At 34.6% G+C, this 24,162-nt stretch carries 31 protein-coding genes and 2 tRNA genes; 17 read left to right on the top strand and 16 right to left on the bottom strand.

Features of this window, described 5'->3' with window-relative positions:
- Positions 1 to 83 precede the first annotated feature (83 nt).
- Positions 84 to 500 (top strand): archease, encoded by a 417-nt coding sequence (locus VEU72_07565; GenBank protein ID HYL66995.1) that lies wholly within the window; start codon positions 84 to 86, stop codon positions 498 to 500.
- Between the two features lie 39 nt (positions 501 to 539).
- Positions 540 to 920 (top strand): thioredoxin, encoded by a 381-nt coding sequence (gene trxA, locus VEU72_07560; GenBank protein HYL66994.1) that lies wholly within the window; start codon positions 540 to 542, stop codon positions 918 to 920.
- On the opposite strand, the gene infB is transcribed toward trxA (VEU72_07560), so the two are convergent.
- Genes infB through glmM form a run of 6 tightly spaced genes read right to left on the bottom strand, consistent with a single transcriptional unit; the run spans position 917 to position 5,317 of the window.
- Positions 917 to 2,698 (bottom strand): translation initiation factor IF-2, encoded by a 1,782-nt coding sequence (gene infB / locus VEU72_07555; GenBank protein ID HYL66993.1) that lies wholly within the window; start codon positions 2,696 to 2,698, stop codon positions 917 to 919. The two genes, trxA (VEU72_07560) and infB, sit on opposite strands and share 4 nt — an antisense overlap.
- 6 nt (positions 2,699 to 2,704) lie before the next feature.
- Complete coding sequence (ndk, locus tag VEU72_07550; GenBank protein HYL66992.1) at positions 2,705 to 3,106, bottom strand: nucleoside-diphosphate kinase; 402 nt, start codon at positions 3,104 to 3,106, stop codon at positions 2,705 to 2,707.
- A 1-nt stretch (position 3,107) separates the two neighbouring features.
- A complete protein-coding gene (locus VEU72_07545) occupies positions 3,108 to 3,311 on the bottom strand; it encodes a 50S ribosomal protein L24e (protein ID HYL66991.1) in 204 nt (67 codons plus the stop codon).
- Between the two features lie 6 nt (positions 3,312 to 3,317).
- A complete protein-coding gene (locus VEU72_07540; GenBank protein ID HYL66990.1) occupies positions 3,318 to 3,524 on the bottom strand; it encodes a 30S ribosomal protein S28e in 207 nt (68 codons plus the stop codon).
- Positions 3,521 to 3,907 carry a 50S ribosomal protein L7Ae gene (rpl7ae, locus tag VEU72_07535; GenBank protein HYL66989.1) on the bottom strand — a complete coding sequence of 129 codons (387 nt, stop codon included), beginning with the start codon at positions 3,905 to 3,907 and terminating at the stop codon, positions 3,521 to 3,523. The genes VEU72_07540 and rpl7ae overlap by 4 nt, the downstream gene beginning before the upstream one ends.
- Before the next feature lie 60 nt (positions 3,908 to 3,967).
- Positions 3,968 to 5,317 (bottom strand): phosphoglucosamine mutase, encoded by a 1,350-nt coding sequence (glmM, locus tag VEU72_07530; GenBank protein HYL66988.1) that lies wholly within the window; start codon positions 5,315 to 5,317, stop codon positions 3,968 to 3,970.
- Positions 5,318 to 5,363: 46 nt separating this feature from the next.
- Between glmM and VEU72_07525 the strand changes: the two genes are divergently transcribed.
- Positions 5,364 to 5,448, top strand: a tRNA-Leu gene (locus VEU72_07525).
- A gap of 1 nt (position 5,449) precedes the next feature.
- On the opposite strand, the gene VEU72_07520 is transcribed toward VEU72_07525, so the two are convergent.
- Positions 5,450 to 5,635, bottom strand: a complete 186-nt coding sequence (locus tag VEU72_07520; protein HYL66987.1) for a hypothetical protein — start codon at positions 5,633 to 5,635, stop codon at positions 5,450 to 5,452.
- 156 nt (positions 5,636 to 5,791) lie between these two features.
- Here VEU72_07520 and VEU72_07515 point away from each other — a divergent pair, with 156 nt between their 5' ends.
- The 6 genes from VEU72_07515 (at position 5,792) to rpiA (ending at position 9,446) form a co-directional block, all read left to right on the top strand.
- Positions 5,792 to 6,649 carry a formyltetrahydrofolate deformylase gene (locus tag VEU72_07515; GenBank protein ID HYL66986.1) on the top strand — a complete coding sequence of 286 codons (858 nt, stop codon included), beginning with the start codon at positions 5,792 to 5,794 and terminating at the stop codon, positions 6,647 to 6,649.
- A complete protein-coding gene (locus tag VEU72_07510; GenBank protein HYL66985.1) occupies positions 6,646 to 7,353 on the top strand; it encodes a creatininase family protein in 708 nt (235 codons plus the stop codon). The genes VEU72_07515 and VEU72_07510 overlap by 4 nt, the downstream gene beginning before the upstream one ends.
- A gap of 70 nt (positions 7,354 to 7,423) precedes the next feature.
- Positions 7,424 to 7,654: an LSm family protein gene (locus VEU72_07505; GenBank protein HYL66984.1), complete on the top strand. Its 231-nt coding sequence runs from the start codon at positions 7,424 to 7,426 to the stop codon at positions 7,652 to 7,654.
- 7 nt (positions 7,655 to 7,661) lie between these two features.
- The gene (locus tag VEU72_07500) at positions 7,662 to 7,829 is read left to right on the top strand and encodes a 50S ribosomal protein L37e (protein ID HYL66983.1); all 168 of its coding nucleotides are present in this window, start codon (positions 7,662 to 7,664) and stop codon (positions 7,827 to 7,829) included.
- The gene (locus VEU72_07495; protein HYL66982.1) at positions 7,830 to 8,771 is read left to right on the top strand and encodes a hypothetical protein; all 942 of its coding nucleotides are present in this window, start codon (positions 7,830 to 7,832) and stop codon (positions 8,769 to 8,771) included.
- Entirely contained in the window at positions 8,772 to 9,446 is a 675-nt protein-coding gene (rpiA, locus tag VEU72_07490; protein HYL66981.1) for a ribose 5-phosphate isomerase A, read from the top strand.
- Here rpiA and VEU72_07485 read toward each other — a convergent pair.
- Positions 9,438 to 10,832: an amidohydrolase family protein gene (locus VEU72_07485; protein HYL66980.1), complete on the bottom strand. Its 1,395-nt coding sequence runs from the start codon at positions 10,830 to 10,832 to the stop codon at positions 9,438 to 9,440. The two genes, rpiA and VEU72_07485, sit on opposite strands and share 9 nt — an antisense overlap.
- 78 nt (positions 10,833 to 10,910) lie before the next feature.
- Between VEU72_07485 and VEU72_07480 the strand changes: the two genes are divergently transcribed.
- Positions 10,911 to 10,983: transfer RNA gene (locus tag VEU72_07480), tRNA-Ala, on the top strand.
- 24 nt (positions 10,984 to 11,007) lie between these two features.
- On the opposite strand, the gene VEU72_07475 is transcribed toward VEU72_07480, so the two are convergent.
- Positions 11,008 to 12,366, bottom strand: a complete 1,359-nt coding sequence (locus VEU72_07475) for a hypothetical protein (GenBank protein ID HYL66979.1) — start codon at positions 12,364 to 12,366, stop codon at positions 11,008 to 11,010.
- A 59-nt stretch (positions 12,367 to 12,425) separates the two neighbouring features.
- Between VEU72_07475 and VEU72_07470 the strand changes: the two genes are divergently transcribed.
- Entirely contained in the window at positions 12,426 to 13,031 is a 606-nt protein-coding gene (locus VEU72_07470) for a hypothetical protein (GenBank protein ID HYL66978.1), read from the top strand.
- A gap of 2 nt (positions 13,032 to 13,033) precedes the next feature.
- The gene (locus VEU72_07465) at positions 13,034 to 13,255 is read left to right on the top strand and encodes a hypothetical protein (GenBank protein HYL66977.1); all 222 of its coding nucleotides are present in this window, start codon (positions 13,034 to 13,036) and stop codon (positions 13,253 to 13,255) included.
- Between the two features lie 103 nt (positions 13,256 to 13,358).
- Here VEU72_07465 and VEU72_07460 read toward each other — a convergent pair whose 3' ends face one another.
- Entirely contained in the window at positions 13,359 to 14,162 is an 804-nt protein-coding gene (locus VEU72_07460) for a hypothetical protein (protein HYL66976.1), read from the bottom strand.
- A 168-nt stretch (positions 14,163 to 14,330) separates the two neighbouring features.
- On the opposite strand from VEU72_07460, the gene VEU72_07455 reads away from it, so the two are divergent.
- The 3 genes from VEU72_07455 to VEU72_07445 all read left to right on the top strand — a co-directional run bounded on the left by VEU72_07455 (position 14,331) and on the right by VEU72_07445 (position 16,019).
- A complete protein-coding gene (locus VEU72_07455; protein ID HYL66975.1) occupies positions 14,331 to 15,278 on the top strand; it encodes a hypothetical protein in 948 nt (315 codons plus the stop codon).
- A 143-nt stretch (positions 15,279 to 15,421) separates the two neighbouring features.
- Positions 15,422 to 15,739 carry a hypothetical protein gene (locus VEU72_07450; GenBank protein HYL66974.1) on the top strand — a complete coding sequence of 106 codons (318 nt, stop codon included), beginning with the start codon at positions 15,422 to 15,424 and terminating at the stop codon, positions 15,737 to 15,739.
- Between the two features lie 97 nt (positions 15,740 to 15,836).
- Positions 15,837 to 16,019, top strand: a complete 183-nt coding sequence (locus VEU72_07445) for a hypothetical protein (GenBank protein HYL66973.1) — start codon at positions 15,837 to 15,839, stop codon at positions 16,017 to 16,019.
- Positions 16,020 to 16,021: 2 nt separating this feature from the next.
- Here VEU72_07445 and VEU72_07440 read toward each other — a convergent pair whose 3' ends face one another.
- Entirely contained in the window at positions 16,022 to 16,159 is a 138-nt protein-coding gene (locus VEU72_07440) for a hypothetical protein (protein ID HYL66972.1), read from the bottom strand.
- 201 nt (positions 16,160 to 16,360) lie between these two features.
- Between VEU72_07440 and VEU72_07435 the strand changes: the two genes are divergently transcribed.
- Positions 16,361 to 18,178: an AAA family ATPase gene (locus VEU72_07435; GenBank protein ID HYL66971.1), complete on the top strand. Its 1,818-nt coding sequence runs from the start codon at positions 16,361 to 16,363 to the stop codon at positions 18,176 to 18,178.
- A 526-nt stretch (positions 18,179 to 18,704) separates the two neighbouring features.
- Here the strand turns inward: VEU72_07435 and VEU72_07430 are convergent.
- Both VEU72_07430 and VEU72_07425 read right to left on the bottom strand, forming a co-directional pair.
- Positions 18,705 to 19,346, bottom strand: coding sequence for a MauE/DoxX family redox-associated membrane protein (locus tag VEU72_07430; protein HYL66970.1), 642 nt, complete (start codon positions 19,344 to 19,346; stop codon positions 18,705 to 18,707).
- A gap of 352 nt (positions 19,347 to 19,698) precedes the next feature.
- On the bottom strand, positions 19,699 to 21,102 hold the full coding sequence (locus tag VEU72_07425; protein ID HYL66969.1) for a hypothetical protein: 1,404 nt from the start codon (positions 21,100 to 21,102) through the stop codon (positions 19,699 to 19,701).
- A gap of 282 nt (positions 21,103 to 21,384) precedes the next feature.
- On the opposite strand from VEU72_07425, the gene VEU72_07420 reads away from it, so the two are divergent.
- Entirely contained in the window at positions 21,385 to 21,762 is a 378-nt protein-coding gene (locus tag VEU72_07420) for a zinc ribbon domain-containing protein (GenBank protein HYL66968.1), read from the top strand.
- A gap of 30 nt (positions 21,763 to 21,792) precedes the next feature.
- Here VEU72_07420 and VEU72_07415 read toward each other — a convergent pair whose 3' ends face one another.
- The 3 genes from VEU72_07415 to VEU72_07405 form a co-directional block, all read right to left on the bottom strand.
- Entirely contained in the window at positions 21,793 to 22,311 is a 519-nt protein-coding gene (locus VEU72_07415) for a zinc ribbon domain-containing protein (GenBank protein ID HYL66967.1), read from the bottom strand.
- 67 nt (positions 22,312 to 22,378) lie between these two features.
- Positions 22,379 to 22,711, bottom strand: coding sequence for a thioredoxin (trxA, locus tag VEU72_07410; protein ID HYL66966.1), 333 nt, complete (start codon positions 22,709 to 22,711; stop codon positions 22,379 to 22,381).
- A gap of 63 nt (positions 22,712 to 22,774) precedes the next feature.
- Positions 22,775 to 24,088, bottom strand: a complete 1,314-nt coding sequence (locus VEU72_07405; GenBank protein ID HYL66965.1) for a DEAD/DEAH box helicase — start codon at positions 24,086 to 24,088, stop codon at positions 22,775 to 22,777.
- Positions 24,089 to 24,162: the final 74 nt, after the last annotated feature.

The raw sequence follows: 24,162 nt of genomic DNA, 5'->3' as shown, positions 1-24,162 counted from the left end.
TTTAGACTTTCTGATTACAACTATCTGTTATAACAACTAAATTTTACAAGGGATTAATAGATGAGATTTGCATCATAAAATCAATGGCATATAGAGATTTGGAACATATGACAGATGCCTTTATCGAGGTCACTGGAAACACACTTGAAGAAGCCTTTGAAAATGCTGGCATATCAGTTGTTGATACAATGATAGATATCAATTCAGTTGAAGAAAAAAGCCATAAAAAAATTGAAATCGTTGCAAAAGATCTTAATAACTTACTTTACAATTGGCTTGAAGAGATCATCATACTTACAATAACAGAGGGATTTGCAGCAAAAAGGTTTTCTGTAACATTAACAAAAAATGTCGAATATAGTCTTGCAGCAAATATAGACGGTGAAGAAATAGATTTTAAAAAACATCATTTCAAATTAGAGATAAAATCACCCACCTTTCACCTAATGGAAATAAAACAGGAAAAACCCGTCATGATGAGATTTCTTCTTGATTTATAGATTAAATTATTAAATAGTGTTTAATTCTTTGATTTTCTGTTGGTAGATAAAGAACTTGAAGAAATAATGAAAAAGAAAATGGCCGAAATGACAACTCAAAAAGAACCAGAGATTCTGGAACTAACAGATGCGAATTTTGATAATGCTATTGCTAGCGATAAACCAGTACTTGTTGATTTTTGGGCTACTTGGTGCGGTCCATGCCAATACATGCTTCCAATATTTACCAGATTATCTAAAAAATATAAAACTATCAAATTTGCTCGAGTAAATGTTGATGATGCTCAGGGAATTTCTTCTAGATATGGTGTGTATGCAATTCCAACTTTTATCATTTTTAAAAATGGTCAACTAGTAGACAAGGCAGTTGGTGCAGTTGGCGAACCAGGTATTCATATGCTTGCACAGAAATATGCCTAATATCCATACATAGGATTTAGTTTTCTTTGTATTTGCACTATCTCTTGTAATACTTGGAATTCTTCAGGATTTAATTTGTGAGCAAATTGTTTGATCAAAAGCTTTACCTCAGGTGCTGGTGGGAAAGAATAGAAAACTTCTTCCTCTGATATTTGTCTGTCAATTGTTATGTTTTGGATTGAAACCGCAACTTCTTGTCCTTTTTTAGCCATTTCAATACTTTTTCCATTGTCTTGTAATTGGTGGATTATCCCTATTTTTCTTCCAGACATATTCATTATTGGAATTTTTTGTCTTAGATTACCCACATCCACACGAACACCAAAGACTGCTGGATTACTTTTCCGAAATATGTATCCTTTTAGAAATGTAAATTTGCACAACGGAGTAATCTCCGAAAAAACAGCATTTTCTTCATTTGCAGTGTCTTCATCCACCCAATGAGTATAATTATCAATTAAACTGTAAATTATTTGATCATGGAAAATTCTTATATGATTTGCATCAGCTTCATCTTGGGCATCTTGTAAAATTTTAACATTAAATGCAATTACAACACCCAGATGTCTGTCCTTTTCTTTTATTGAAAGTGCTTCAACTACATCACGTCTTGTAACAGGTCCGATATCTGCCATAGATATCGGTACGTTTTGGCGTTTTAATAGATCAGTTAAAGCTTCAAGAGAACCAATTGTATCGCATTTTAGAATGACTCCTTTTGTATCTGTTTTAACAAAAACAGATTTCATCTCAGATTCAACTAATTTTTTCAATTCCTCTACCTGAGAATCGTCAGAGGTGGCATATACAGGACTTCCTGGAAGAACACCATCAAGATCAGGTGACGCAATTTTGACACCTGCTGCAGCCGTAACTTCATTAACAGGCTTGAATTTATCTCGTGGATCTCTCATCTCATCAAGCGGTTTTGGTAAAAGTATTGCTTTTGCTTTTGTAGCAATTACAGAATCCCTTTTTGCTAGGATTATGGTATCACCTTTTTTGAGGTTACCATCAATTAAAATAATGTTTGCAGTCACACCTAAACCAATTTCCTCTTTGACTTCAAGTACAATGCCTTTTGTGGATTTTTCTTCCTGTTCTAGTTTTTTTTGCATATATTGTTGGGTTAAACCTACTAACACAGCAAGTAATTCTGGAATTCCCTCTCCAGTTCGTGCACTCACTGGCACTATGGATATTTCTTTTGTAAAGTCCTTAACCCTGTAAAACGCTTCAGAATTGTAACCTAGTATTGATAATGTTCCGACAACGTTGTAAAGCAGTTCATCAAGTGCAGTCTGTATAAATGCATCTTGTTCTTTTATTGATTGTGAAATAAATTTTGTATTAGTTTTTTTCCAACCAGAAATCTGATCTACTTTGTTTAAAGCTATTACAAACGGTACTTTTCTGCTCTGCAATATCTTCAAACTTTCATTAGTTTGTGGTTGAAACCCTCTGTTTACATCAACAACCAATATTGCAATATCTGCTGCAGATCCTCCACGAGCTCGTAGATTTGTAAAAACTTCATGTCCTGGCGTATCAATTACCAAAAGACCTGGAATCTCATCCTTTCCTCCACTTAGTTTAGCAAAGAGTGGACCACAGACATTCTTTATTGTATCAGATGGAAGAAAACTTGCTCCAATATGTTGAGTAATACCACCTGCTTCTCTTCCTTGTACTCCAGTTCCACGAATTTTGTCAAGTAATGAAGTCTTACCTGAATCTACATGACCAAGAACTGCTACTATTGGCTGCCGTATTTGCAACTAGTTTCACTTGAATACTACAGATACTTCCTTTTCAAAACTTTCCTTAGAATCGGAGGCATGAATTATGTTGTCTGTAAATCCAAGTCCAAAATCACCTCTAATTGAACCTGGAGATGCCTCGAAAGATTTTGTGGAACCGATCATGAGTCTAGTTGTAGCGATTGCATTATTACCTTCTATTACTGCTGCCACTACTCTGCCAGATGTTATAAAAGACACGAGTTCGCCAAAAAATGGTTTTGATTTATGGTCTGAATAAAATTCTTGGGCCATTTCTTTTGTAAAAGTAAACATTCTTAGTTTTACAATTTTGAATCCTTTATTTTCAAACCTTGACAAAATTTGACCGACCAATTTTCGTTCCACTCCGTCTGGCTTTACAATAAAAAGCGATTGCTCAGACATTTTATTTTTTGACCTTTATTCCGCCTTTAACGTATTTGTCGGTCCACTTGAGTCTTCTTGGATCTCGTTTTAAAACAAGCATATTTTTTTTGCACTTTGACGAACAAAACCAGAAAACAGTGCCGTCGTTTTTAACAAGCATTGTTCCAGATCCTTTTGCTACTGGCCTATTACAAAAACTGCATGGTTTTACTAGTACACTCAATTATAATCACTTTATTTTTCTAGCTTCACGTTCAGTCTCGCGTAACATCAAAATGTCAGACATTCGTACTGAACCTTTTACATTTCTTGTTAAGATTCTTCCTTTGTCTTTTCCATCCATTATTTTTACTCTAACTTGAATAACTTCACCCGCAATCCCAGTTCTACCAACTATTTGTATGACCTCTGCCGGAGTAACTCCCTCGCTGCTCATTTACTAGCTTGCCCACCCTTAATTTGTGAAAGTGATGCTATGATTTGATCTACTATGTGTTGAGCATCTCCTGCATCAATTATTGATGCAGCTGCAGAAGTAACGTCTATTCCAAGAGCCTTACCTAGATCTTGTCTACTTGGAACGAATGCATATGCTGCACCATGTTCCTCACAAAGTATTGGAAGGTGTGCCACTACCTCTGGAGGTTCCACGTCTTCTGCTATAATAACAAGTTTACTTATTCCGCGTTCAATTGCTTTTGTAACTTCGTTTGTACCCTTCTTTACCTTTCCACTCTGATGGGCTACTCTTAGTGCCTCATAGATTGGACTGACCAAGTCATCAGGTACCTGAAACTTCACATAATAAGCCTTAGCCACATGTATCACCCATTGGGATCATTTCCATCCCTAGAGTGCTTCCAATTGGTTTTAAAAGTGTTATCTGCCAAGAATTGATTTTATTTTTGACATATATTTTGCAAAAAGATCATGAAGATTTTCTAGAGAATCAGATTCTGCATAAATTCTTACTATTGATTCGGTTCCACTTGGTCTAATCATCACCCAATTTGATTTATCAAAGATTATTTTGATTCCATCAGTTGTATCCTTCTTTTGATTTTCTTTCATCAGAGTCTGAATTATTTTTTTTGCTTCTTGTTTTGAGCAATCAATTTTACCTTTTGTAGTAAATGACAAAGGTAAAAGTTCCAATTCTTCTGACATGTTTTTATTGGAATGTGCAAGTAAATCTAATGCTAATGCCATAGTCATTGCACCATCTCGGACTTGATTATGTTTTCCATACATAAATCCACCATTTTCTTCAAATCCAATTATTGCTTTTGTGGCAATCATTTCCCGTGAAACTTCTACACTTCCTACTTTTGTTCTTAAAACTTGAGAATTTGTTTTTTCTGCAACATCTTCTATTCTAGATGTAGAGTTAATTGTTGTAATCAGTTTTGATTTTGGATTTTTGTTTAGGATGAATTTAGAAATAAGAAGTGCGGATCTGTCCCCAGTTAAAATTTTTCCATTATTATCGCAAAAAATACTTCTATCACCATCTCCATCAAATGCAATTCCTAGATCTGCTTTGGTTTTAATTACTTTGTTTGATAGATCCTGTAAGTTTTCAGGAGTTGGTTCAGATCCTCTTCCAGGAAATGACCCGTTAATTTCTTCATTAATAGTTATCACATCACACCCAAGCTCACGACATAATCTTGGAGCGGTTATTGCCTGAGCCCCATTACCCAGATCCATAACTATTCTAAATTTTTTAGACTTGATTTTTTCAATATCAATCTGTGCCTTTATTCCATCTAGATAGGTTCGAATAGCTTTTTCTTCCCTTTGTGTTTTTCCAAAATTCTTTGGGTTTATTGTCCATTTCTTTTTAAAAAAAATCTCTTCTACTTTTAGTTCGTCTTTTCTTGAAATTTCTACACCGTCTTTTGCAGTTGGCTTTATTCCGTTATATTGTGGTGGATTATGTGAAGCTGTTATCATTATACCTCCATTGTAACCAAGCTTTTTTGTAGCAAACTGTAGGCACGGTGTGGGAACTAATCCAGCAATAGCACAATCAAGTCCAGCCGAATTCAAAGAGGAACATATTATTTTTGAAATTATAATACTAGAATCTCGGCCATCATATCCTATAAGAATGGGGCCTTTTTTGAAAAAATTTGCAAGTGATAATGTAATTTCAGATGCAAAACCTAGTGTAAAATTTTCTCCGAATATACCTCTGATTCCATTTGTTCCAAATAGCTTTGCCATATTATTATCAACAATAGATAAATTTGTCTTAAAAGTCATGGTGCATGCGGGAGTTGCCAAGCCTGGTCAAAGGCGCAGGGCTTAGGACCCTGTCTTTTAGGAGTTCGTGGGTTCAAATCCCACCTCCCGCACCTACTGTGCTACACAAAGTTGCATTTCTTTGTGATTTGTAAAATGAGAACCGCAAAAGTCTTTGGAGCATTCATAACAATGCCAATCACCTAAAGTTGAACACACCGTACAAATTCTTACCGGATTATTGTGATCATAACTTTTTCCTCTATTACGATTTTTTTCTGAGCCTCTAGATCTATCCATTATTTTTCCTCAGTTTTGCATAATATTAAAAAACTCAACTCATCGCTCACGCATTATAGAATTGGAAATTTATAGCATCCACGCATTTTATCACTACGAGATATCTCAAAAGGGTATTTAAGCATTAATAAAGTACGGCTTTCCAACAAATTTAGAATGAACAAAACAAGAATAGAGATAACTGTAGTAGGTAGAGATCATGAAGGAGTAGTAGCGGGCTTTACAAATTTTATATTTCAAAAAGGCGGTAATGTTGAAAAAATTAATCAGAATGTAATTAGGGGTTTGTTTGGAATGTATCTTGAATCGTCATTTACACAAAAAATTAGCATAAAAAAATTTAATCAGGAAGTCGAACAACTGGCAAAAAATCTAAAGATGGAAGTAAATGTACATCATGAAGCTGCACTTAGAAAGAGAGTAGCAATTCTTGTTACAAAAGAAACACATTGTCTTCATGCTATTCTTGAAGCTAGAACAAAAAACCAGTTAAAAGGTGAGATTATAGTAATTATTGGTACAGAAAATACACTGGCTCCTATTGCAAAAAAAGCAAAGATCCCATTTGTACTTGTTAAAGATACTGATCAGGCAAAATCTGAAGAAAGAATACTCGCAATTACAAAACAATACGATATTGACTTGATAGTTTTAGCAAGATACATGAGAATTTTATCTCCAAACTTTGTTTGGAGATATCCTAATAGAATAATCAACATACATCCATCACTTTTACCAGCATTTCCAGGAGCTTTTGCTTATATGCAAGCATATGAACGCGGTGCTAAGATAGTTGGTTGTACTGCACATTATGTAACAGAAGATTTGGATCAGGGTCCAATAATTTTTCAAGATGCATTTGCAATAGATTCAGATGAAACTGTAGAATCCCTAAAAAATAAAGGGCAAAGAATTGAAGCAAAAACGCTTTTGGAAGCGGTGAAAATGCACCTAGAGGGAAGACTAGAAGTCTACTGGGGAAAAGTCCATGTAAAACCTAAGCGATCTAGATGATAGAAGTTAAGGATCTTTCAGATCCCGCTTTAAGCAAGTTAATTAAAACTAAGAGACGTGTTGTTCTCATTCCGATGGGCTCCATAGAGCAACACGGGTCTCATCTACCAGTTTCCACCGATTCAGATATTGTATCTGAGGTTGCAAGACGTCTTTCTGAAAAAACGGGCTTTATACTTCTACCTACAATAAATTATGGAGTTTCATTTGAACATCACCCGCGCTTTAATCTGAGTATATCAAAGTCAACACTACAAAAATTTCTTATAGATTTGTGTACATCATTATCAAAAAATAAAATCAATTACATCATAATACTTAATGGTCATCACGGTAATCAACCATCTTTAAAAAATATTCCTAAAATAATGAATAAAATTACAAGAGGAAAAGTGCAAGTTTCAGTGTTTTCCTACTGGCATTTTATGAAAAGAAAGTTTGATCACGCCGGTTTTGTCGAAACATCAATAATGCTTGCAATATCAAAAAAAGTAGATATGAAGAAGGCACAAAGTGGATTCAATATTGACAAGTATTCTGAAAAACAACAAAACCGATTAAACAAACTTGCATCTAGATCATTTTTAGCTGTAACAAAAAATGGTGTGTGGGGAGATCCTACTAAAGCAACTGCAAAAGATGGCAAGATGATCTTATCAGAGATTGTACAGAATCTCCTAAAAGAGTCAAACTTGCCTTACTGATAAAAGCCGAAAATTACACCAATGAAATTTTAATATATACCCTCAATACAGGAGGTAATAAGTGAAATAAATGTCAGTAGACATGGCAGTAAAAGTATTGGATGAAAGCCTCAACAAAGTCGTTCTTATCAAACTAAAGGGCGGCAAAGTAATCAGAGGAAACCTACATGGTTTTGACCAACACATGAACCTGCTACTTGACTCTTCAGAAGAGATCCCTTCGGAGGGCGAGTCAAAAAGTCTTGGAACCATAGTTGTCCGAGGAGACAATGTGGTAATCATATCTCCACCACCAAAGTGATTGTATAATGACTAAAGGAACAACCTCAATGGGTGGGTATACAAAAAAGCATACTCACATCAGGTGTAGGAGATGTGGAAAAAACGCATATCATGCACGACACAAACGTTGTGCTAGCTGCGGATATCCAGATGCAAGAATAAGAAAATACACTTGGATCAAATGGTATACCTAGATGGAAGAACTAGTTTTGGTTTTAGGTTCAGTTGCAGGAGCCTGTACGGCAGTTGCCATGGACAAAATCCCAAAACGAAGAAATAACAAACAAATTATCGGAACAAGTTCAACTATCAAAAGCCAGATTCAATCACTCAAAATAGAAAAAGAAATTCTTACAAAAACAATATCCAGATTATATCAGCAGGAATCTGAATTCTCAAAAGTACATCGTGACAGATTGTTACTCAGATATCAACATCAGCTCGGTATTGTGATAACTAGAATTGAGAAACTAGAGACAGCTAGCAAGCATCCAGATCTTGGACCACTTGGAGATGGATTGATAACATTAATGGATCAAAAACTATCACACTTAGATCAAAGACTAAACGAAATTTCTTCCAAGATTGCAATTACTACCATTCCTGTACCCCAAACAAAACAACCAGAACCAATCAAAGAAATTGTTTATGAAAAACCACAAATGAAGAAAGTTGAAACCGAGACTGAGATTCAAAAACCAAAAGAAGAATATACTTCAAAACCATTTATTGAAATCCCAATTCCAGAGAATCATAGATCAGTAGAGATTACAACACTGACAGAAATCCCAAATAGAATTCCAGAATTTCCATTAGAGTTTGTGAAACCAGCCGTTGCCACACCAAAACAAATTGCTAAACAAGAAGTGATCAATCCAGTTATGGAAATCGAACAACCAAAACAAGTTGAAATTCAACCACTAGAAATCCCAAAACCAGCCATAGAGACACCTCAGCCAGTCATAGAAACCCCTCACCTAGAACAACAAACACCTACTGAGAAAAAAATTCAGATTCCTACCGCATTAAAAATTCCAGAAGAAGAAAAACTGGAGGAAGATGACAAAGATATTGATAAAATTAAAAACGAAATAATGAAAGCACTTTCAAAGCTAGAACAAGTAGAGGTAGAATAGTTGACATTAGATGATGCCATTAAGGCATTATCAAGCGAAGTATTAAAATTAATTAAAAACAACTATGTTTTGGGACTCGGTAGTGGAAGGGCTGCGACTACTATAGTTAGATCAATTGGTCCTTATCTAAAAAAAAATAAAATCAAGATAAAAGCAATTCCCACATCTTTACAAATTAAGATAGAAGCAGAAAAAGCAGGAATACCAATAATTGAAGCAGACCAAATTGAACACGTAGATCTTGTTTTTGATGGTGCAGATCAAATTGATGAAAATAAAAATATGATAAAGGGAGGAGGTGGAGCATTATTACGTGAAAAAATTCTAATAAATATCGCAAAGAAAGTTGTCATCATTGCTGATGAATCAAAATTTGTTAAAAAATTAAACCGAAGTGTTCCAGTTGAGGTACATCCCTTTGCAAGAAATATTGCTGCAAAACAAATTAAGAAATATGGCGGAAAACCAAACCTGCGCATTATAGAAAGAGGATATCCTTTTGTGACAGAAAATGGAAATATAATTTTGGATTGTGATTTTGGCAACATACTAAAACCAAAAGAATTGGCTACAAAAATCATAGAAATTCCAGGCGTTATAGAAGTTGGACTCTTTACAAAACCAGACATAATATACAAAGTAAAAGAAAATGGAAAATTTTATGCTTTAACTTAGAACAGGTCTTGTAACAAATTTTCCATAGCCTGGTTTACCTAGTATTTCAAAATCTTCTGCTACAATTTCTCCTCTTACTAGTGTTTTAACAGGCCAACCTTTCAGATTCCAACCCTCATATACAGTATAATCTGAAAAACCATCGAGTAGTTGACTGGAAACCTTGTTCTCTTTTTTCAGATCAATAATAGCAATATCAGCGTCTGAGCCATTTTGAAGACTTCCCTTCTTTGGAAACATTCCAAATATTTTTGCAGTATTGAAACTTGTTAAAGAGACAAGTTGTTCTAATGTCATCCTGCCCTTGTTTACACCCTCACTAATTAAGATAGGTAACATCGTTCCTATTCCAGGAAAGCCAGCAAGTGCATCCCATACCGCATTTCCTGCTAGCTTAAGATTTAGTCTATTTGCAACATGATCAGTACCTATTGAATTAATAGCACCAAATTGAATTTCTTTCCACATAGCATCTACATCATTTGATGTTCTAATTGGTGGCATTACTTTTGCCAGATAACCTTTTTGCGATTCATATGACAGTGTAAGATAGTGAGGACAAGTTTCAACAAAAATTTTTGTACCATTCTTTTTTTCATCTTTTATAGCATTCATAGCTCCTTGTGATCCAATATGTACAAAGTATAAAACACATCCAACTTTTCGGGCAATTTTAGAAATAGATCTAATAGATTTTATCTCAGATTCAACTGATCTGCTCTCCGACCATGCCCCAAGCCCATCTTTCTTTTTTTCTTTTCCTTCTCTTATACCACATGAACACATTTGATAATCCTCAGCATGAACCAAGATGGGACATTGTAGAGATGCTGCAGTTGAAACTATTTTCTCAATCATGTTTAAATCTACTTCCACTTTTTCTTCGTTTAAGGAACTTGATCTAGGATCCATATCCATATAGACATGACTTACATCTTCACCCAAGTTCATGTAAACTTTAAATGAGTTGATTCCTTTTTTTGTACAAAATTCCATTTCTTCGATTTGATTTTTCTGAAGAATTGATGCGTGAATAGTATAATCAATATAATGAGAAATAGCACTTTCCGAAAGATGCAAACTAAGAAGCTTTTTGTATGAACCTCCCAACCTTAACATTCGCATCATTGTAGTAACTCCTCCAATAGCAGCTACTCTTGATTCTGTAATTGCAGCTTTTCCTATTGGTGAATAAACACCATAATGTACATGTGGATCTATAACTCCAGGCATAGATATCAAGCCTCTAGCGTTAATTTTTACATTACATTGTGGAACTTCAGTTGTAAAATCAACAATCTTACCATCATCAATTACAATATTTTTTTCTATCATTCCGCTTGGTAGAAGTACATGTGAATCAGTAATTACCGTATCAAAAGTCATCAGTGATTTTCTTCAGAATCCTAGTATTATTCTTTGAGAGTAAATGAATAAAAACAGATAACATTCTTGATAACAAAAGGGCCGGTAGTCTAGTGGTAGTGATGCCGCGTTCGCAACGCGGATGTCGGGGGTTCAAATCCCCCTCGGTCCACCTTCACTGTTGGTGCAAATTGGTTCACGGTCTGCACCCACTGTAGGTGCAGACTGCTTTTCCCTGTGGCAAAATGGCAACAAGCTTCCAACCTTTTCCGATTAGCTCTTCGACTTGCTCAATCGAAACAACCATCTGGTTGTCTTGTCCGTTCTTCAAATTCTCCATTTCTTTTTGTTGATGTTGTTTTTCTTTTTGTTCAATCCTGATTTCCAGATCAAGAAATTCTTCACTTCGTCTAAATGCCTGCTTCATCTCTTCGATTAGCTCAAGAGGCAACATTCCCTTGTTGGTTGTGTATTTTGCCTCCATGCTTCCCTTGTGTCCCATAAAGAAGACACGAAAGTCATGAGCTATCTTTCCTCTTGATTCTGCCATCAGGAGCTGTGTGTCAAAGAACGCCCTCAATACATACGGTCTCCATGCAAATCGCGGTCTCAATGTTTCTCGAATTTCATGCGCTATTCTTTTTGTTGGAAGGAATTTCTTTCCTTGATTGTTTCCGCGATGTATGTTGTAGCTTGTGTTTGGTGCTATGACTGGAGATTCTGGTCCAAGCTTTTCTCCTTTTGCGATTCTCTCGTTGAGATATGTTAGGAGCTTGCGTGTTCCGTTCTCTGTCAGAAATGTATAGTATTGATGTCTTGTTTTCGAGAGTGTTCTTCTGACTGTTATCATCGGAGGTTTTGCAATACATACCGCAGTAGATCCTTGGATTTGTATATCCGGTATGTCCGCAAGTGTCAGACCATCTGTTCCGTCATGGTTTCCTAGCACCTGTAACCTTAGCCCTGATTTTGAGATAAGAGCTATTGTAGTTGCGGTGCGAAGTGATGCGCGGTTGAAGATTTCTGTCATCTCCGATTGGTCTGGAACTCTCTCGCCTTCTAGTGTTGGAGTACTGTCTACATATCTGATCTTGATCTTGCGTATTATTACGATGTCAAAGTGACGCAACCAAGATTTCAGTCCTGTAAGTGTGCTGTCTATGTATCCGGGCGAGTGCTTTTTTTCTTCCATCCATGTGATATGGTCTTGTATTAGATCTGTTACAGCACGCAAGTCTTTTTGTGCTAGCTTGGCAAACTCCATAGGCGTTATACCTGTTATCTCACAAAAGTGAGACAGTCGGCGTAACCTAACGTCTGCTGTAAGCGGGCTACCTCTTGCTGTGTTGTCATACCACCGTTTTATGTCTGGATTACAAAGCAGTGTGTATTTTTTTGATGTTTTTTGTTTGGCAGTTGTTGTTTGATGTAGTTTTTCTGTCAATTTTTTCCCATAGTCAGACCGCATGACTTCATTGCAGTCCTCATCAGGTATAGCAAGATTATTTCTAGTATTTACCTCTTTCACGGTGATTAGTTCATGTAATTTTTCCATCTTTCACTAATACTATGGAATCAGTACGATATAAATACCGGTATTAGTATAATACCAGTGTGACAGATGAGCTAAAAAAGGAGATCATATCCCATTTGTCAGAATATGGACAACAAGGTTGTTCTGTAAATGAATTATTTAGGAATTTACAGTGTAGTAAAAATGATTTTGTTGATGTAAAAAATCAACTAATAAAACAAAGAGTCATAGGTACAAAGAAGGAAGGAAAGCAAAAGATCATTCTGTATCTAAATTCCGGCTTTTTCAGTGGACTTGATACGTCTTTTCATAATATTTTAAAAAGCTACGAAATGACTGCAGATGATGCATTAAAACGATTAAGAAAATTAAAACCACTTTTCGAACATACAGATGATAAGAACGAACTTTCTGGAGTAAAAGTCACTAATCAAAATGTAACAGGATTATTTCATGTAATAACAGGAGTGCTTGAAGCGATATCACACTATACTATGGTCTTTACATTAAGATACCATATTGATCCACAGGCTAAGAAATTTGATCTAAAAGAAAATCAGAAAGACGGATTTGAAACAATGCAAAAGATCATTGAGAAACTAATTGCACAGCATAAAAATGAAGAAAAAGAGATTAGAAAATACTTGTTGTGGGGCACAACTTCATCGTTTTCGTACGTGTTTTAGATATGCCGATATTTAACCGAAAAACATCTGAAAAAGAGACAAATCAAGAGAAAAAAAGAGAATTAGAGTGCGAAGAGGCAATTATATCCGAAAAAACTAGGTTTGGAAGGGTAAGAAAGACATTCATGGAATCCATGAGAGAGCAATATGGTTTTGATGTTGCAGACAGGGTGCGTAGAAGAATCAATAAGAGAAGGTCACAAGGTTATTTTAAGAAAAATTAAACGCTAAGATTCGTGACCGTGAGAACGTAAAGAACGATTGGTTGATACTGTACCTGAAACTATCAGAGTTATTCTTAGTGAATATCTCAGAAAAAAGTAATAATTATCCAACCAGTAAATAATTTGGGTTTTCGTCTAATCTTGAAAATTTAGTATTGTCTTTTTTATCCTCTCTAAGAAGCCAACCATGTACGATAAATTCCAATGGTAAACCAATTAGAATGAATCCAATGATCACTACAGTTAAACCGAAGACATAAGCGTTAGATTCTGTAGAGTCTATGTTTTGCTTCTGAATATCTCTATCTGTTTGTGCTTGAAGTTCATCTACTTGTGGATGTATGATAAGAGGATCTTGTTGATAAATGAAAAGTCCCCCTCTAGGTGTTCCATTTGTATAAGGTATTAAAAAAAATCCCAAATTCCTTTCAGTAGAAACAATCTCATTTATCTTTGAACCATAAAATCCATTTTTATTTGGAATCCTATTCAAAGTTATATTATCAAAAGTTAAGGTTCCGTTCTTTAGAGTTGACATGACAAAATCTGTAGTTGGTAATGACATTCCATTTACTACTGTCCATGGAAGTGCTACTATTTTATTAAATTGATCTGGATTGTTTACTACCGCTGTTATAGTGTAATTAAACGGATAATTTGCACTCAAGATCCCATCATTTGTCTGATACTCTATTATTACATTAGAAATTTGAGAGCCAGTTGGAATGGTTTCTGGTGTTTTAATTTGATTTGTTGGAATGGGTTGGAGTGATGGGTTTGAAGATGCTTTCTCGTGATCGCAATACCCTTTGATAGTAATACCTAAGCCTACTAGAACTACTATTATCCCTACAACAAGAAAAACGCAAAATACTGCTTTCTTTCTATTATTTAGTTGTTCTAGCACTTATATTGAATAATATAAAATCCTATTAAACCGATCCCAATCATGAACGTCGTTATTCCTAAAAATAGATACCAGATGTTATTTAATCCAAAAAGATGTTGCAAGAATTAAGATAGAAGGAGATAACAGGTGGGTTACTCTTATACAGAATGCTAGTAGAGATAAGATATGAGTTCTCAATTATTCCAATGGGAATTTAACATTCCTAGTTTAATAGATGAAAATGTCAAAATTGATAAAAAAATCTGGCTCAAAAAAGGAGAAATATTTTTAAAAAAAGACGGTAAAGTTTTAGATGTTTTCATTCTAGGTAATGCAAACGACCGCAGAAATGAACAAAAAATTTTCCCATTTGTAAAAATTTCAACTTTGTTAACAAATAATGCACCAAAATTAAGCGGTGGAGGTGGTGGATCAATTAAATCAAAAAAAGAATTTGGAAAAAAGAAGGTAGGTCTTTTGATTGGTGGAATTTCACATACATATCCAAAACAAGCGATTAAGAGAATTCAGAAATATGCACCTACTTTTCTTAAACAAATTAAATTCCTTCACGAAAAATATACTTCGATAAACGAAGAAAATGAATTTCTCAAAATGAGCCTTGATTATTTTTATGATTCGGAAATCAAATTTGTTTATACAAATGAAGGTTTCATTAGTGCAACAATGAGTTTGGAAGCATTATTCAATGACGGTGAATCTGATATTAAGTATAAACTTGTACAACGAACATCGTTTCTGCTTGGTCTGTCAGGATTAAATCCAGTTTCAGTGTATGAAGATTTGAATAAATTATACAAATACCGTAGTCAGTTAGTACATGGTGCTAGGATAACTACCAATATTCAAGAAAAATACAAACTATCACGTTATGCTAAAAAATCAATAATCATAATGCATATTTTACTAAAAAATCCACAAAGGAAACAAATCAGAAAAGATGAGAGAAAACAAAAAATCCTTAGAGAAATCGATTATGCTATGCTTGTTCCTGCTACAAGAAAAAAAATGAAACGAGAAATTATAAGAGGTTTGAAAGATTTCGAGTGGAAAGTACCGCGTACCTTCAAAGGAAGAGGAGAATTTGGCGACTATCAAGTTACTGCATGGTAAGAATCTAAAGTTACTTTCTATTTAACAAAATAATTGTTTGACATTTTATAGATTATGTTTAGAAATATTGATTTACCATCGAGTTTTTGTCATACTATTTTACCGAAATAATATTTATGATTCAACTACCAATAACTAACAGTATGAGAAAAATCATCCGATATAGTTCAATAAGCTATGAACCTGAAGAATGGACTAAGCAAATAAAATGGGGCGATCCTGACCTTCATCGATATAGGGGTTCTCAAATTGATGTATATGGTGTAATTGATGAGAAGGTAATACCTGAACCTCACATCATGTATGCTCTTGTTTCTAAAAAAACACCAACAAACATGACTGTAATTCCATTAGAAAGAGAACTTGAGCCAAAAATAATCAAAGCTAATGAAGGTGGGGTGATTTATGTCGGTGATGGATTAATCTATTTCGATACTAGATTAGTAGATATGCAAAGCTGACCCATACCTTTGAAATTTTTTATTATTCATAAAAAGATCTAAATGATAAAAGATCATTGATCAGTTAAGATTTAGATCTATAATACATCAAACAGATATGGCTGATTTTGCCGAACATGCTCTAAAAATCGCTTTAGGTTTAGGACTGTTAATAGGTGGTTTCATATTATTGATAGTTTGGGGAGTTAATACTACAACTGGGCAAATCACAAACATTGTCGCTTTAGGTATAGGAATTATACTGATGATAGGCGGTTCACTGGCGTTAAAAAAATTATAAAATTATTTTGTTATTGTTTTTCCTTTCTTAACTCCTATCAGATACCAAGTAATATCTGAAAAAATCACTCCTATGATGATCATGATGCTTTCCAAGTAGTTCAAAAAATCACCTTCTCGCCACCCGACGACTTTTGACAAAGAGTAGATCCGACGTAGATTTGACAGTTCCAAAAAACAGTATACTGATTAAGAACCTGTACCGTACAAACAAAATTCAAAATGAGTTCAGACTTGTGAGAACTCAGATCATTAATGAGTTCAAATTAGTAAAAATTTGTAAAACTACACTTAATTGATAAATATATCATAATTCTATGATCTGATCTCGAGAAGCAATATATGCAATTAGAATCATTTGAAATTAAAAATTTTAGATCAATAAAACATGTAAAATGTGTATTATCGCCGCAAATTACCATACTTGCAGGTAAAAATGAAGCTGGTAAAACAACCATTCTTCAAGCTTTAGAAGCACTTAATGACGATTGGCAGTTTAAAGAGACCGACAAACCTCAGCATATAGAAAATGATGGAAAATTCGAATTAAAGTGTACATTCAAAATAAGTGAAGATGAGAAATTTTTGTGGTTATCAAAATTTACAAAAGATTTTACCATTAAATCTAACGAAGTTATAATAAAAAGATCAAATAAAGAGCCGACGTATGTTGTTACTGGTAATTTTGTGGATGCTGCATTAAAAATCATAAGTGAACCTTTGGTCAACATTAATAATGTTAGAAATAAAATGTTAGAACTAAATCAATTACTTGCTTCAAATGCCATACCTCATTCTCTTAACAATGTGGATAAATTTGAATTAGAATCCATACCAATACAAAATAGAATAAATGAAATAAATGGAATAATGACATGGATTAATGCTAATAATCCCCTAGCTTCAATCACTGTAAACCCAACTATTAACGCTCTAATTAAAAATCTAAATGACCTTGGAGATGTGCTTAAAAAAGAACAAAATTTCATAGAAATGGTTTCTCAATTTCTTCCAAGAGTGGTTCTTTTTAGCTCATTTAATGATGTGTTACCTGCTGAGATCCAATATACTGAATTTACTAATAAAGAGGCTTTAAGACAAAATCACAGAATTGTAGATGATTTAGCTAAACTATCAGGTATCGATAGAGAAAAACTAGTTTCTTCAGATAATCAAACTAGAGCTAATTTAACAAACAAAGCTTCAAGAATTACAAGTGATGCATTTGGCGACCATTGGAACCAAAACCCAATTGAAATATCATTCAGAATCGATGGATCAAATGTGCTATTTTTTATACAAGATAAAGGAAAAGACGTTCTTTATAGACCTGAACAGAGAAGTAAGGGATTACAATGGTATATCGCATTCTTTCTTAGACTAACAGCAGAAGATGACCAAAAAAGAATTTTCTTAATAGATGAACCCGGCTTATATCTTCACGCAAAAGCACAGCTTGATGTACTTGGACTTTTGGAAAAATTATCTGAAAATAATCAAATAATTTTTAGTACTCATTCTCCATATCTAATAGATCCAACAAAACTAGGAAGGCTAAGATTAGTTACAAATAGTGTAGATAGTGATAATATAACAATTAATAATTTTAATACTAGAGCTGATCTTGAAACTTTAACGCCTATTATTACTGCAATTGGATTGGATATTACCAAAGGATTGAATTTTCCTAATAAAAGAAACATCGTAATAGAAGGTGTAAGTGATTATTACTATCTGCAGACAATGTTATATTATCTGAAAAATGAGGGATACAAATTTCCTGATGATGTTGTATTCATTCCATGTGTAGGTAATGTAAATGTAGGCACCGTAGCTTCATTATTGCATGGTTATGGATTAAATTATAAAATTCTACTTGATAGAAAAGGTACTGCAAAAACTAGAAACTCACTAATACGAGATGGTGTTAGGGATGAGAAAATTATTCAGGTAGGAAAAACTAATACTGATTCTATAGAAGATCTATTTGATCCAAAAGATAAGAAGAATTATGATCTTCTTAATACCGAGTCCAGTAAAGCTATTGTATCAAGGAATTTTTATGATAAAATAGTATCAAAAAAGGAAAAAAATGAGCTCTCATCTGATACTATTGAAAACTTCAAAAAACTATTTGATGAAATAAAAAAAATCGAATAAAAATTTGGGTAGGAGTTTTGATCCCACTCCAATGGGTTTCTGCCTCCCTGACCGGGTAAGAATGGAGAGTGTCTGAACCAACTGTCGGTGGAAACACCCCTCGGTCCACTTAATGAATGTATAAACACTCTTGGGCAAAACAGCAGGCGAGTTCATATCTGTGAAATGTCTAAACCACGAGTAGAGATTCAAGTAATTTCCAATTATGGCAAACCATTTTTTTATAGATCTTTCAAACAAATAACATAATGAGTATAATATCCTGCTTCAGAAAAAATCATTCTGAAAAATTGGCGGTTAGGGCAAAATGCAAGATGACTAATTGTGGATTTAATGGAGTTATTCTTACATCCAAGAAAAAAACCAGACAAGAAAGTTTGAAAGATGAAATGTGTCCTTTCTGTCACAATCTCGGTCTATTGGAATTAGTTTTGTACTAGTTTATTATGAAAAATGATAGCCTTACAGAATTCTAACCTTGATTCAGAAATTATAACTATATTTAGATGGATGAAAAAAGCCTCATCTAGTCTATAATAAATAACATCACTAATGCCAATACTGCCATACCAAAATCTTCGACAACAGTAATTTTTGTCAATGGTACTTTCAGGATAGTTCCCAAGCAGACGCATTGGAATTTTTCCTTCTTTCTCAGTTTTATTGTTACACCTAATCCGCTGAAACTCATGATCAAGATCTCCGCTAGTAAAAGTGGCTTTGAAGTTGGATTTAGTATCATTGCCAATCCAAAAAATAGTTCAATGAATGGATAAGCATATCCATATGATGAAATTCTTCTTGCCAAAAGATCATAAGTAGAATAACCTTCTGCGAAACCCTTCAAACCTATTAGCTTAAAGCCAGCGAAAACAAGGAAGAATCCTATCATAAAGTAAGACATGGTTTTTGAGATTGCGAAATTACCAAGTTGGGAATCCCTGAAGGACAGAACGACTGTCGTTACTGATATCAAACTAATTATTATTGCCAGAGGTATGTAATTTTTCCACGTTGATGAGCCAACACTTTCATTCTCATCATTTTTGGAAACAACTGTAGCTTTCAAGGAATCTGAAAGTACAAGTTTCATACCTCCACATTTAGGGCAATTTCCAGCCTTGTCTTGTCTCACTTCTGGATGCATTGGGCAAGTGTATATGTCCATTTATTTCAATTATGATTTAATCAGTTTTAAGTTCTCTTTTGTTATTAGTTAAAATAAAAAATTTGAAAAGGAATTTTATAACTCCACCGATAAGCTTACTGCTATTTTTTCCTCATATCCAAACCCTCTGAGGCTGACAAACCCTCAGTCCACCTAAATATAGGTGAAAACACTCTCACAGGTCTACTCATCTGGAGCCGAGACAGGTCCAGTCTGCACCCATTTTTTCCAAAAATAACAAATCCAAGTAATTGTTTATGAATTAGACATATGAAATTTAGAAACAATTACAAAACAATAAGGAAAAAGAATTGTTTTCTTAATACAATCTGAGACAGCGAGTCTGTTTTTCTTATTGTGGAGTGATTACAGCTGTTGGAGGCAAGTTTGGATTCACTACTGTGATTTTCACAGAGGCACTGCTTTGTCCATTTTCATTACTAACTGTTAGTGTAAACTCTAGTATCTTTGTTTGACCAACGTCAACATTTGGTGCAAAGAATACTGGATGTACTGTACTAGCAAAGAGCAATGCCACAGGATCTCCTCCAGTTTGTTTCCAAGAATATGTCAAATGTTTGCCAGTGCTTGCACTACCATCCAAGGTAACTTGAAGTCCCTTAGTTACAGTTAGATCAGGACCTGCATTTGCTACCGGTGGCAATACCTGTACTGGTAATGGATTTACAGTAACTGTCATTTGACATGATTGAACATCTGATATACCATCAGTAACATCAACTTGGAATTTAAGTTCGTTACCAGCCGCATCGTAAGATGGTGCAGTAAATGTTGGGTTTGCGTCAGTAGTAGATGATAATGCTACGGGTTGACCTGAAATTTGTTTCCAAGCATATGACAATGCATTGTTATCTGGGTTTGTTACTGTAGACGAAAGCGTAACTTGAGATTTCTCACTAACTGTCATATCTTGGCATACTACTGTTGGTGCATGGTGAGTACTTACAACATTAACTGTTACTGTAGCACTTGATTTACCTCCATGTCCATCATCTGCTGTAAGCATAAACAATAGGACTTTGTTTGTATCAGGATAAATTATTGGTGCAGTAAATGTTGTAGTTGTATCAGAATAAGATGCTAATTTTACACGTGGGCCTGAAGATTGTCCCCATGCATATGATAAATTATCATTGTCTGGGTCAGTTGCAGAACCTGAAAGTGTTACCTGGCTTCCTTCATTAACTGTAAGAGGAGTATTTACGGTTACAATTGGTGGACGATTAAGATGAATAACTATAATGTTGATTGAAGTTTGATCTATTCCCCCATGTCCATCGTCTACTGATAATCCAAATCGTAATAATTTTACTTGATCTGTATTAACTGCTGGTGCAACAAATGATATTACAGGATTAGTAGTAGAAGATAATTTTACCATATCACCGGCGGTTTGTGTCCAAGCGTAAGACAATGTATTCTCCGGAATGGGGGATGTTGATTTTAAACCTGAAAGTGTTATGTTTGTTTGTTCAGTAACTATCAAAGTATCTGCCGGTATGACATTACCTTTTGTCAGCATGAAACGATCATAATGCAAACCAAGGTATGCCATTTGTTGTATGTAATAACAATCTGGTGTTAATTGACCGCTATCGTATTGGTTAACACATGCATCAATCGATCTATCAACACCTGTAGAGGGCGCAGTTTGTGCATTTACCATAAGACTTGGCATCGTAGCAGAAAAAACTACTATTAATGATAATATGGCAATAGAAAATTTGTAATCCAATTCAGTAAAAGTGGTAATTTACACTGATTAAAACCTTTCTCTTCATTGTTTTGTTAGTTAAAATAAAAAATTACAAACAACCCAATTTCCGATCCTTTTTACTACATCTTAAGGGAAAATTCTTCCTCTTTTCCAGACATTTTTCCTTTTTATCTTTATTGCAGATATCATATGAAAATCATTTTGGCGTTTAATCTTTAATTTATCATATAATCTATTTTTCAGAAAAGCATCCTTTAAGGTCATAAACGTACAAAAAACAATATACAGCTACAGGTAATAATGCAAATAATGAAAGTGTTCAATGGAAAAGCGGCAGCCGAGGACTATATGTCAAATCATACATTGACCTTCTCCACACCTGAACTTACACTAACAAGGTTTGCATTTTGGTTGGGAGACATGGTACCAGATCCTAAAAATCCAGGTCAGACAATACCAAGGATAATGACTCTCATAGAGGAGAAAGATTTTGCGCCGGTACCAATTATTGATGATGACACATTTGTCCCTACAGGTGCAGTAAAATCAGTCGGCGGTGGAATTTATGGAAGCATACAAACTGAGACGAGTTCTACCACAAAATTCTGTCCAGAATGTGGTTTCAAGCTTTCATTGAATGCAAAGTTTTGTACTCAATGTGGAGCAAATCAAGACTAAATTTCTAAATTCAATTTTATAATAAGATTACTAGACTTTTTTTCCGCACTTTGTACAGAATTTTGCTGTTGATTTCAGTTGTGTACCACAAGAGGAGCAATTTGGTCCACTGGAAGATTGTGGCATCAAGCTAGGATCCGGTGTAGGAAGTGTTCCAGGATTACCAAATGCTGAAGCGGCAGAAACTATTGAGGGCGGTCTACCAGGCCCTGGCATTGTTGCAGCTGAAATGTGTGTAGGTGGAGGACTACCAAATCCTCCCATATGTACAGAACCAGTTATTTGTGTAGTACTTGGTGCAGAACCTCCAGCAATTTTATCAACTGATTTTTTTAATTCAAAAATTACTTTTACTGCAAGAAATTCTAATGCAGAATATGCAACAACATAATCACCAAGTTTTTCAAAAAATTCTTTGTCAGACATTTTTCCCTGCTTGTATAGGTTGTTAGCATCAAGAAATGATTCATAATATCCCTGAGAGTCATTTAACAGATTCTGAAGTTTATCAAAAAGCAGATTAAATGTATCTACATCTCCAAATGACATGTAAAAAGTTGCGTTGACCGTTATTAATTATTTTAGATTAAAAAATTTTAGGTCTAGTTTTTTATGACTAGGCCTTCTCTAATGCTTTATCAATCATGTTTTTGTAAGAGGACTTTGAGGCTGCACCTACTTGCTGAGAAATTACTTCGCCTTTGTTGAATATAGCAAGTGTAGGTATACTAAAGACATTATATTTCGAAGCAAGATCATTGCTTTCGTCCACGTTTACTTTGACAAAGTTGACTTTTCCAGCGTATTCACCGGCAAGTTCTTCAATAACTGGACTAACCATTCTGCACGGACCGCACCATTCTGCCCAGAAGTCTACAAATACTGGGATCTGTGAATTTATTACTTCAGTTTGCCAAGTTTTTGTGTTTACAGGTTTTGCTTTTTCCATTTTTATCTAATTAATTAATTATAATATCCCTAAATATATTGAGCGATTTATTTGTGGGTTTTTTTACCATCTACTTCGTAAACCATAATAGTGTTTACCGCCGCCTGAATGTCTTTCTCCATGTTCAGATCTACCTTCAGATCTACTTCCATATCTTCGGCCTCCGCCTCCACCACCATAACGACTTCTTCCTGTGTATCTGCGACTGCCAACAAATCCTCTATGACCAGTTTCTCTTTTTAGTGTGTCAGGGATTTTTACTTCAATTCCTAGTTCTTTGTTAAGATCTGTCATCTGTACTTTTGTCTGTCTAGCTATTGCTCTAAAATCTCCAACTGAAGAATAAGATACTAGTGTAATTGCCCTTCCTTTAGCGCCTGCTCGTGCGGTTCGTCCAATTCTGTGAAAGTAAACCATGTCCTGATTTGGAACATCATAATTTATTACAAGTGCAACTTCTGGTACATCTATTCCTCTAGCAGCAACATCAGTAGCCACTAGAATGTCAGCTTTTCCTTTTTTGAACATGAACATTGATTTATCACGTCTAAATTGTGACAAATCTCCTTGGATTGTTACAACGTTAAAGTTTGCCTTGGTAAGTTCGTGTGAAACTCGTCTTGTTCTATCTTTTGTAGAACAGAATACTATAGTTTGACCAGTCTTGTTTTCTTTTATAAATTTCATTAAATAATCAGTTTTTTCGCGATCTTTGATGATTAAGAATGCTTGATCGATACCCTCTCCGCTTAAATCATCAGCATCTATAAAGATCTGTTGTGGATGTTTCATGTATTTTTCTGCAAGTCTGAGTATTTCTGCTGGCATGGTAGCAGAAAAGAGTGCAGTTATTTTACGTTCAGGAGCTAGATCTAAGATGAATTTAATGTCATCAATGAAACCCATGTCAAGCATTGTATCAGCCTCATCAAGTATTACAAACTTTATATCATTAAGTTCAATTGAACCTCGTTTCAAATGATCAATAAGTCTACCTGGAGTTGCAACAACAATCTCTACACCTCTATCAAGATCATTGAATTGAACATTAATGCTTTGACCACCGTAAATGGTAACATTCCTTATTCCTGTGTATTTAGCAAATTTATTAATCTCACCAGATATTTGAACTGCAAGTTCTCTTGTTGGAGCTAAAATTAGTGCTTGTATTCCTCCTTTTGGAACAATATTTTGTAAAATAGGTAACGAAAATGCAGCAGTCTTACCTGTTCCAGTATGTGCTTGCCCGATGACATCCTGACCTGAAAGAAGAACTGGTATTGCAGCTGCTTGTATTGGAAAAGGTTCCTGGAAATTCATATCCTTCAGTCCATCGAGTATGGATTTTTTAATTCCTAATTCTTCAAATTTTTTCAATTTCTTTCATCATCTTCTTAAGCAATGACAGAGAAAGCTCATTGCTTATTCCGTCATTATTTTCGATGTATTAG

The organism is Nitrosopumilaceae archaeon, assembly GCA_035631875.1.
In the GTDB taxonomy this organism is placed as follows: domain Archaea; phylum Thermoproteota; class Nitrososphaeria; order Nitrososphaerales; family Nitrosopumilaceae; genus TA-20.
Note: the sequence above shows the minus strand (reverse complement) of the source record. Positions and strands in the feature narration are given on the sequence as shown.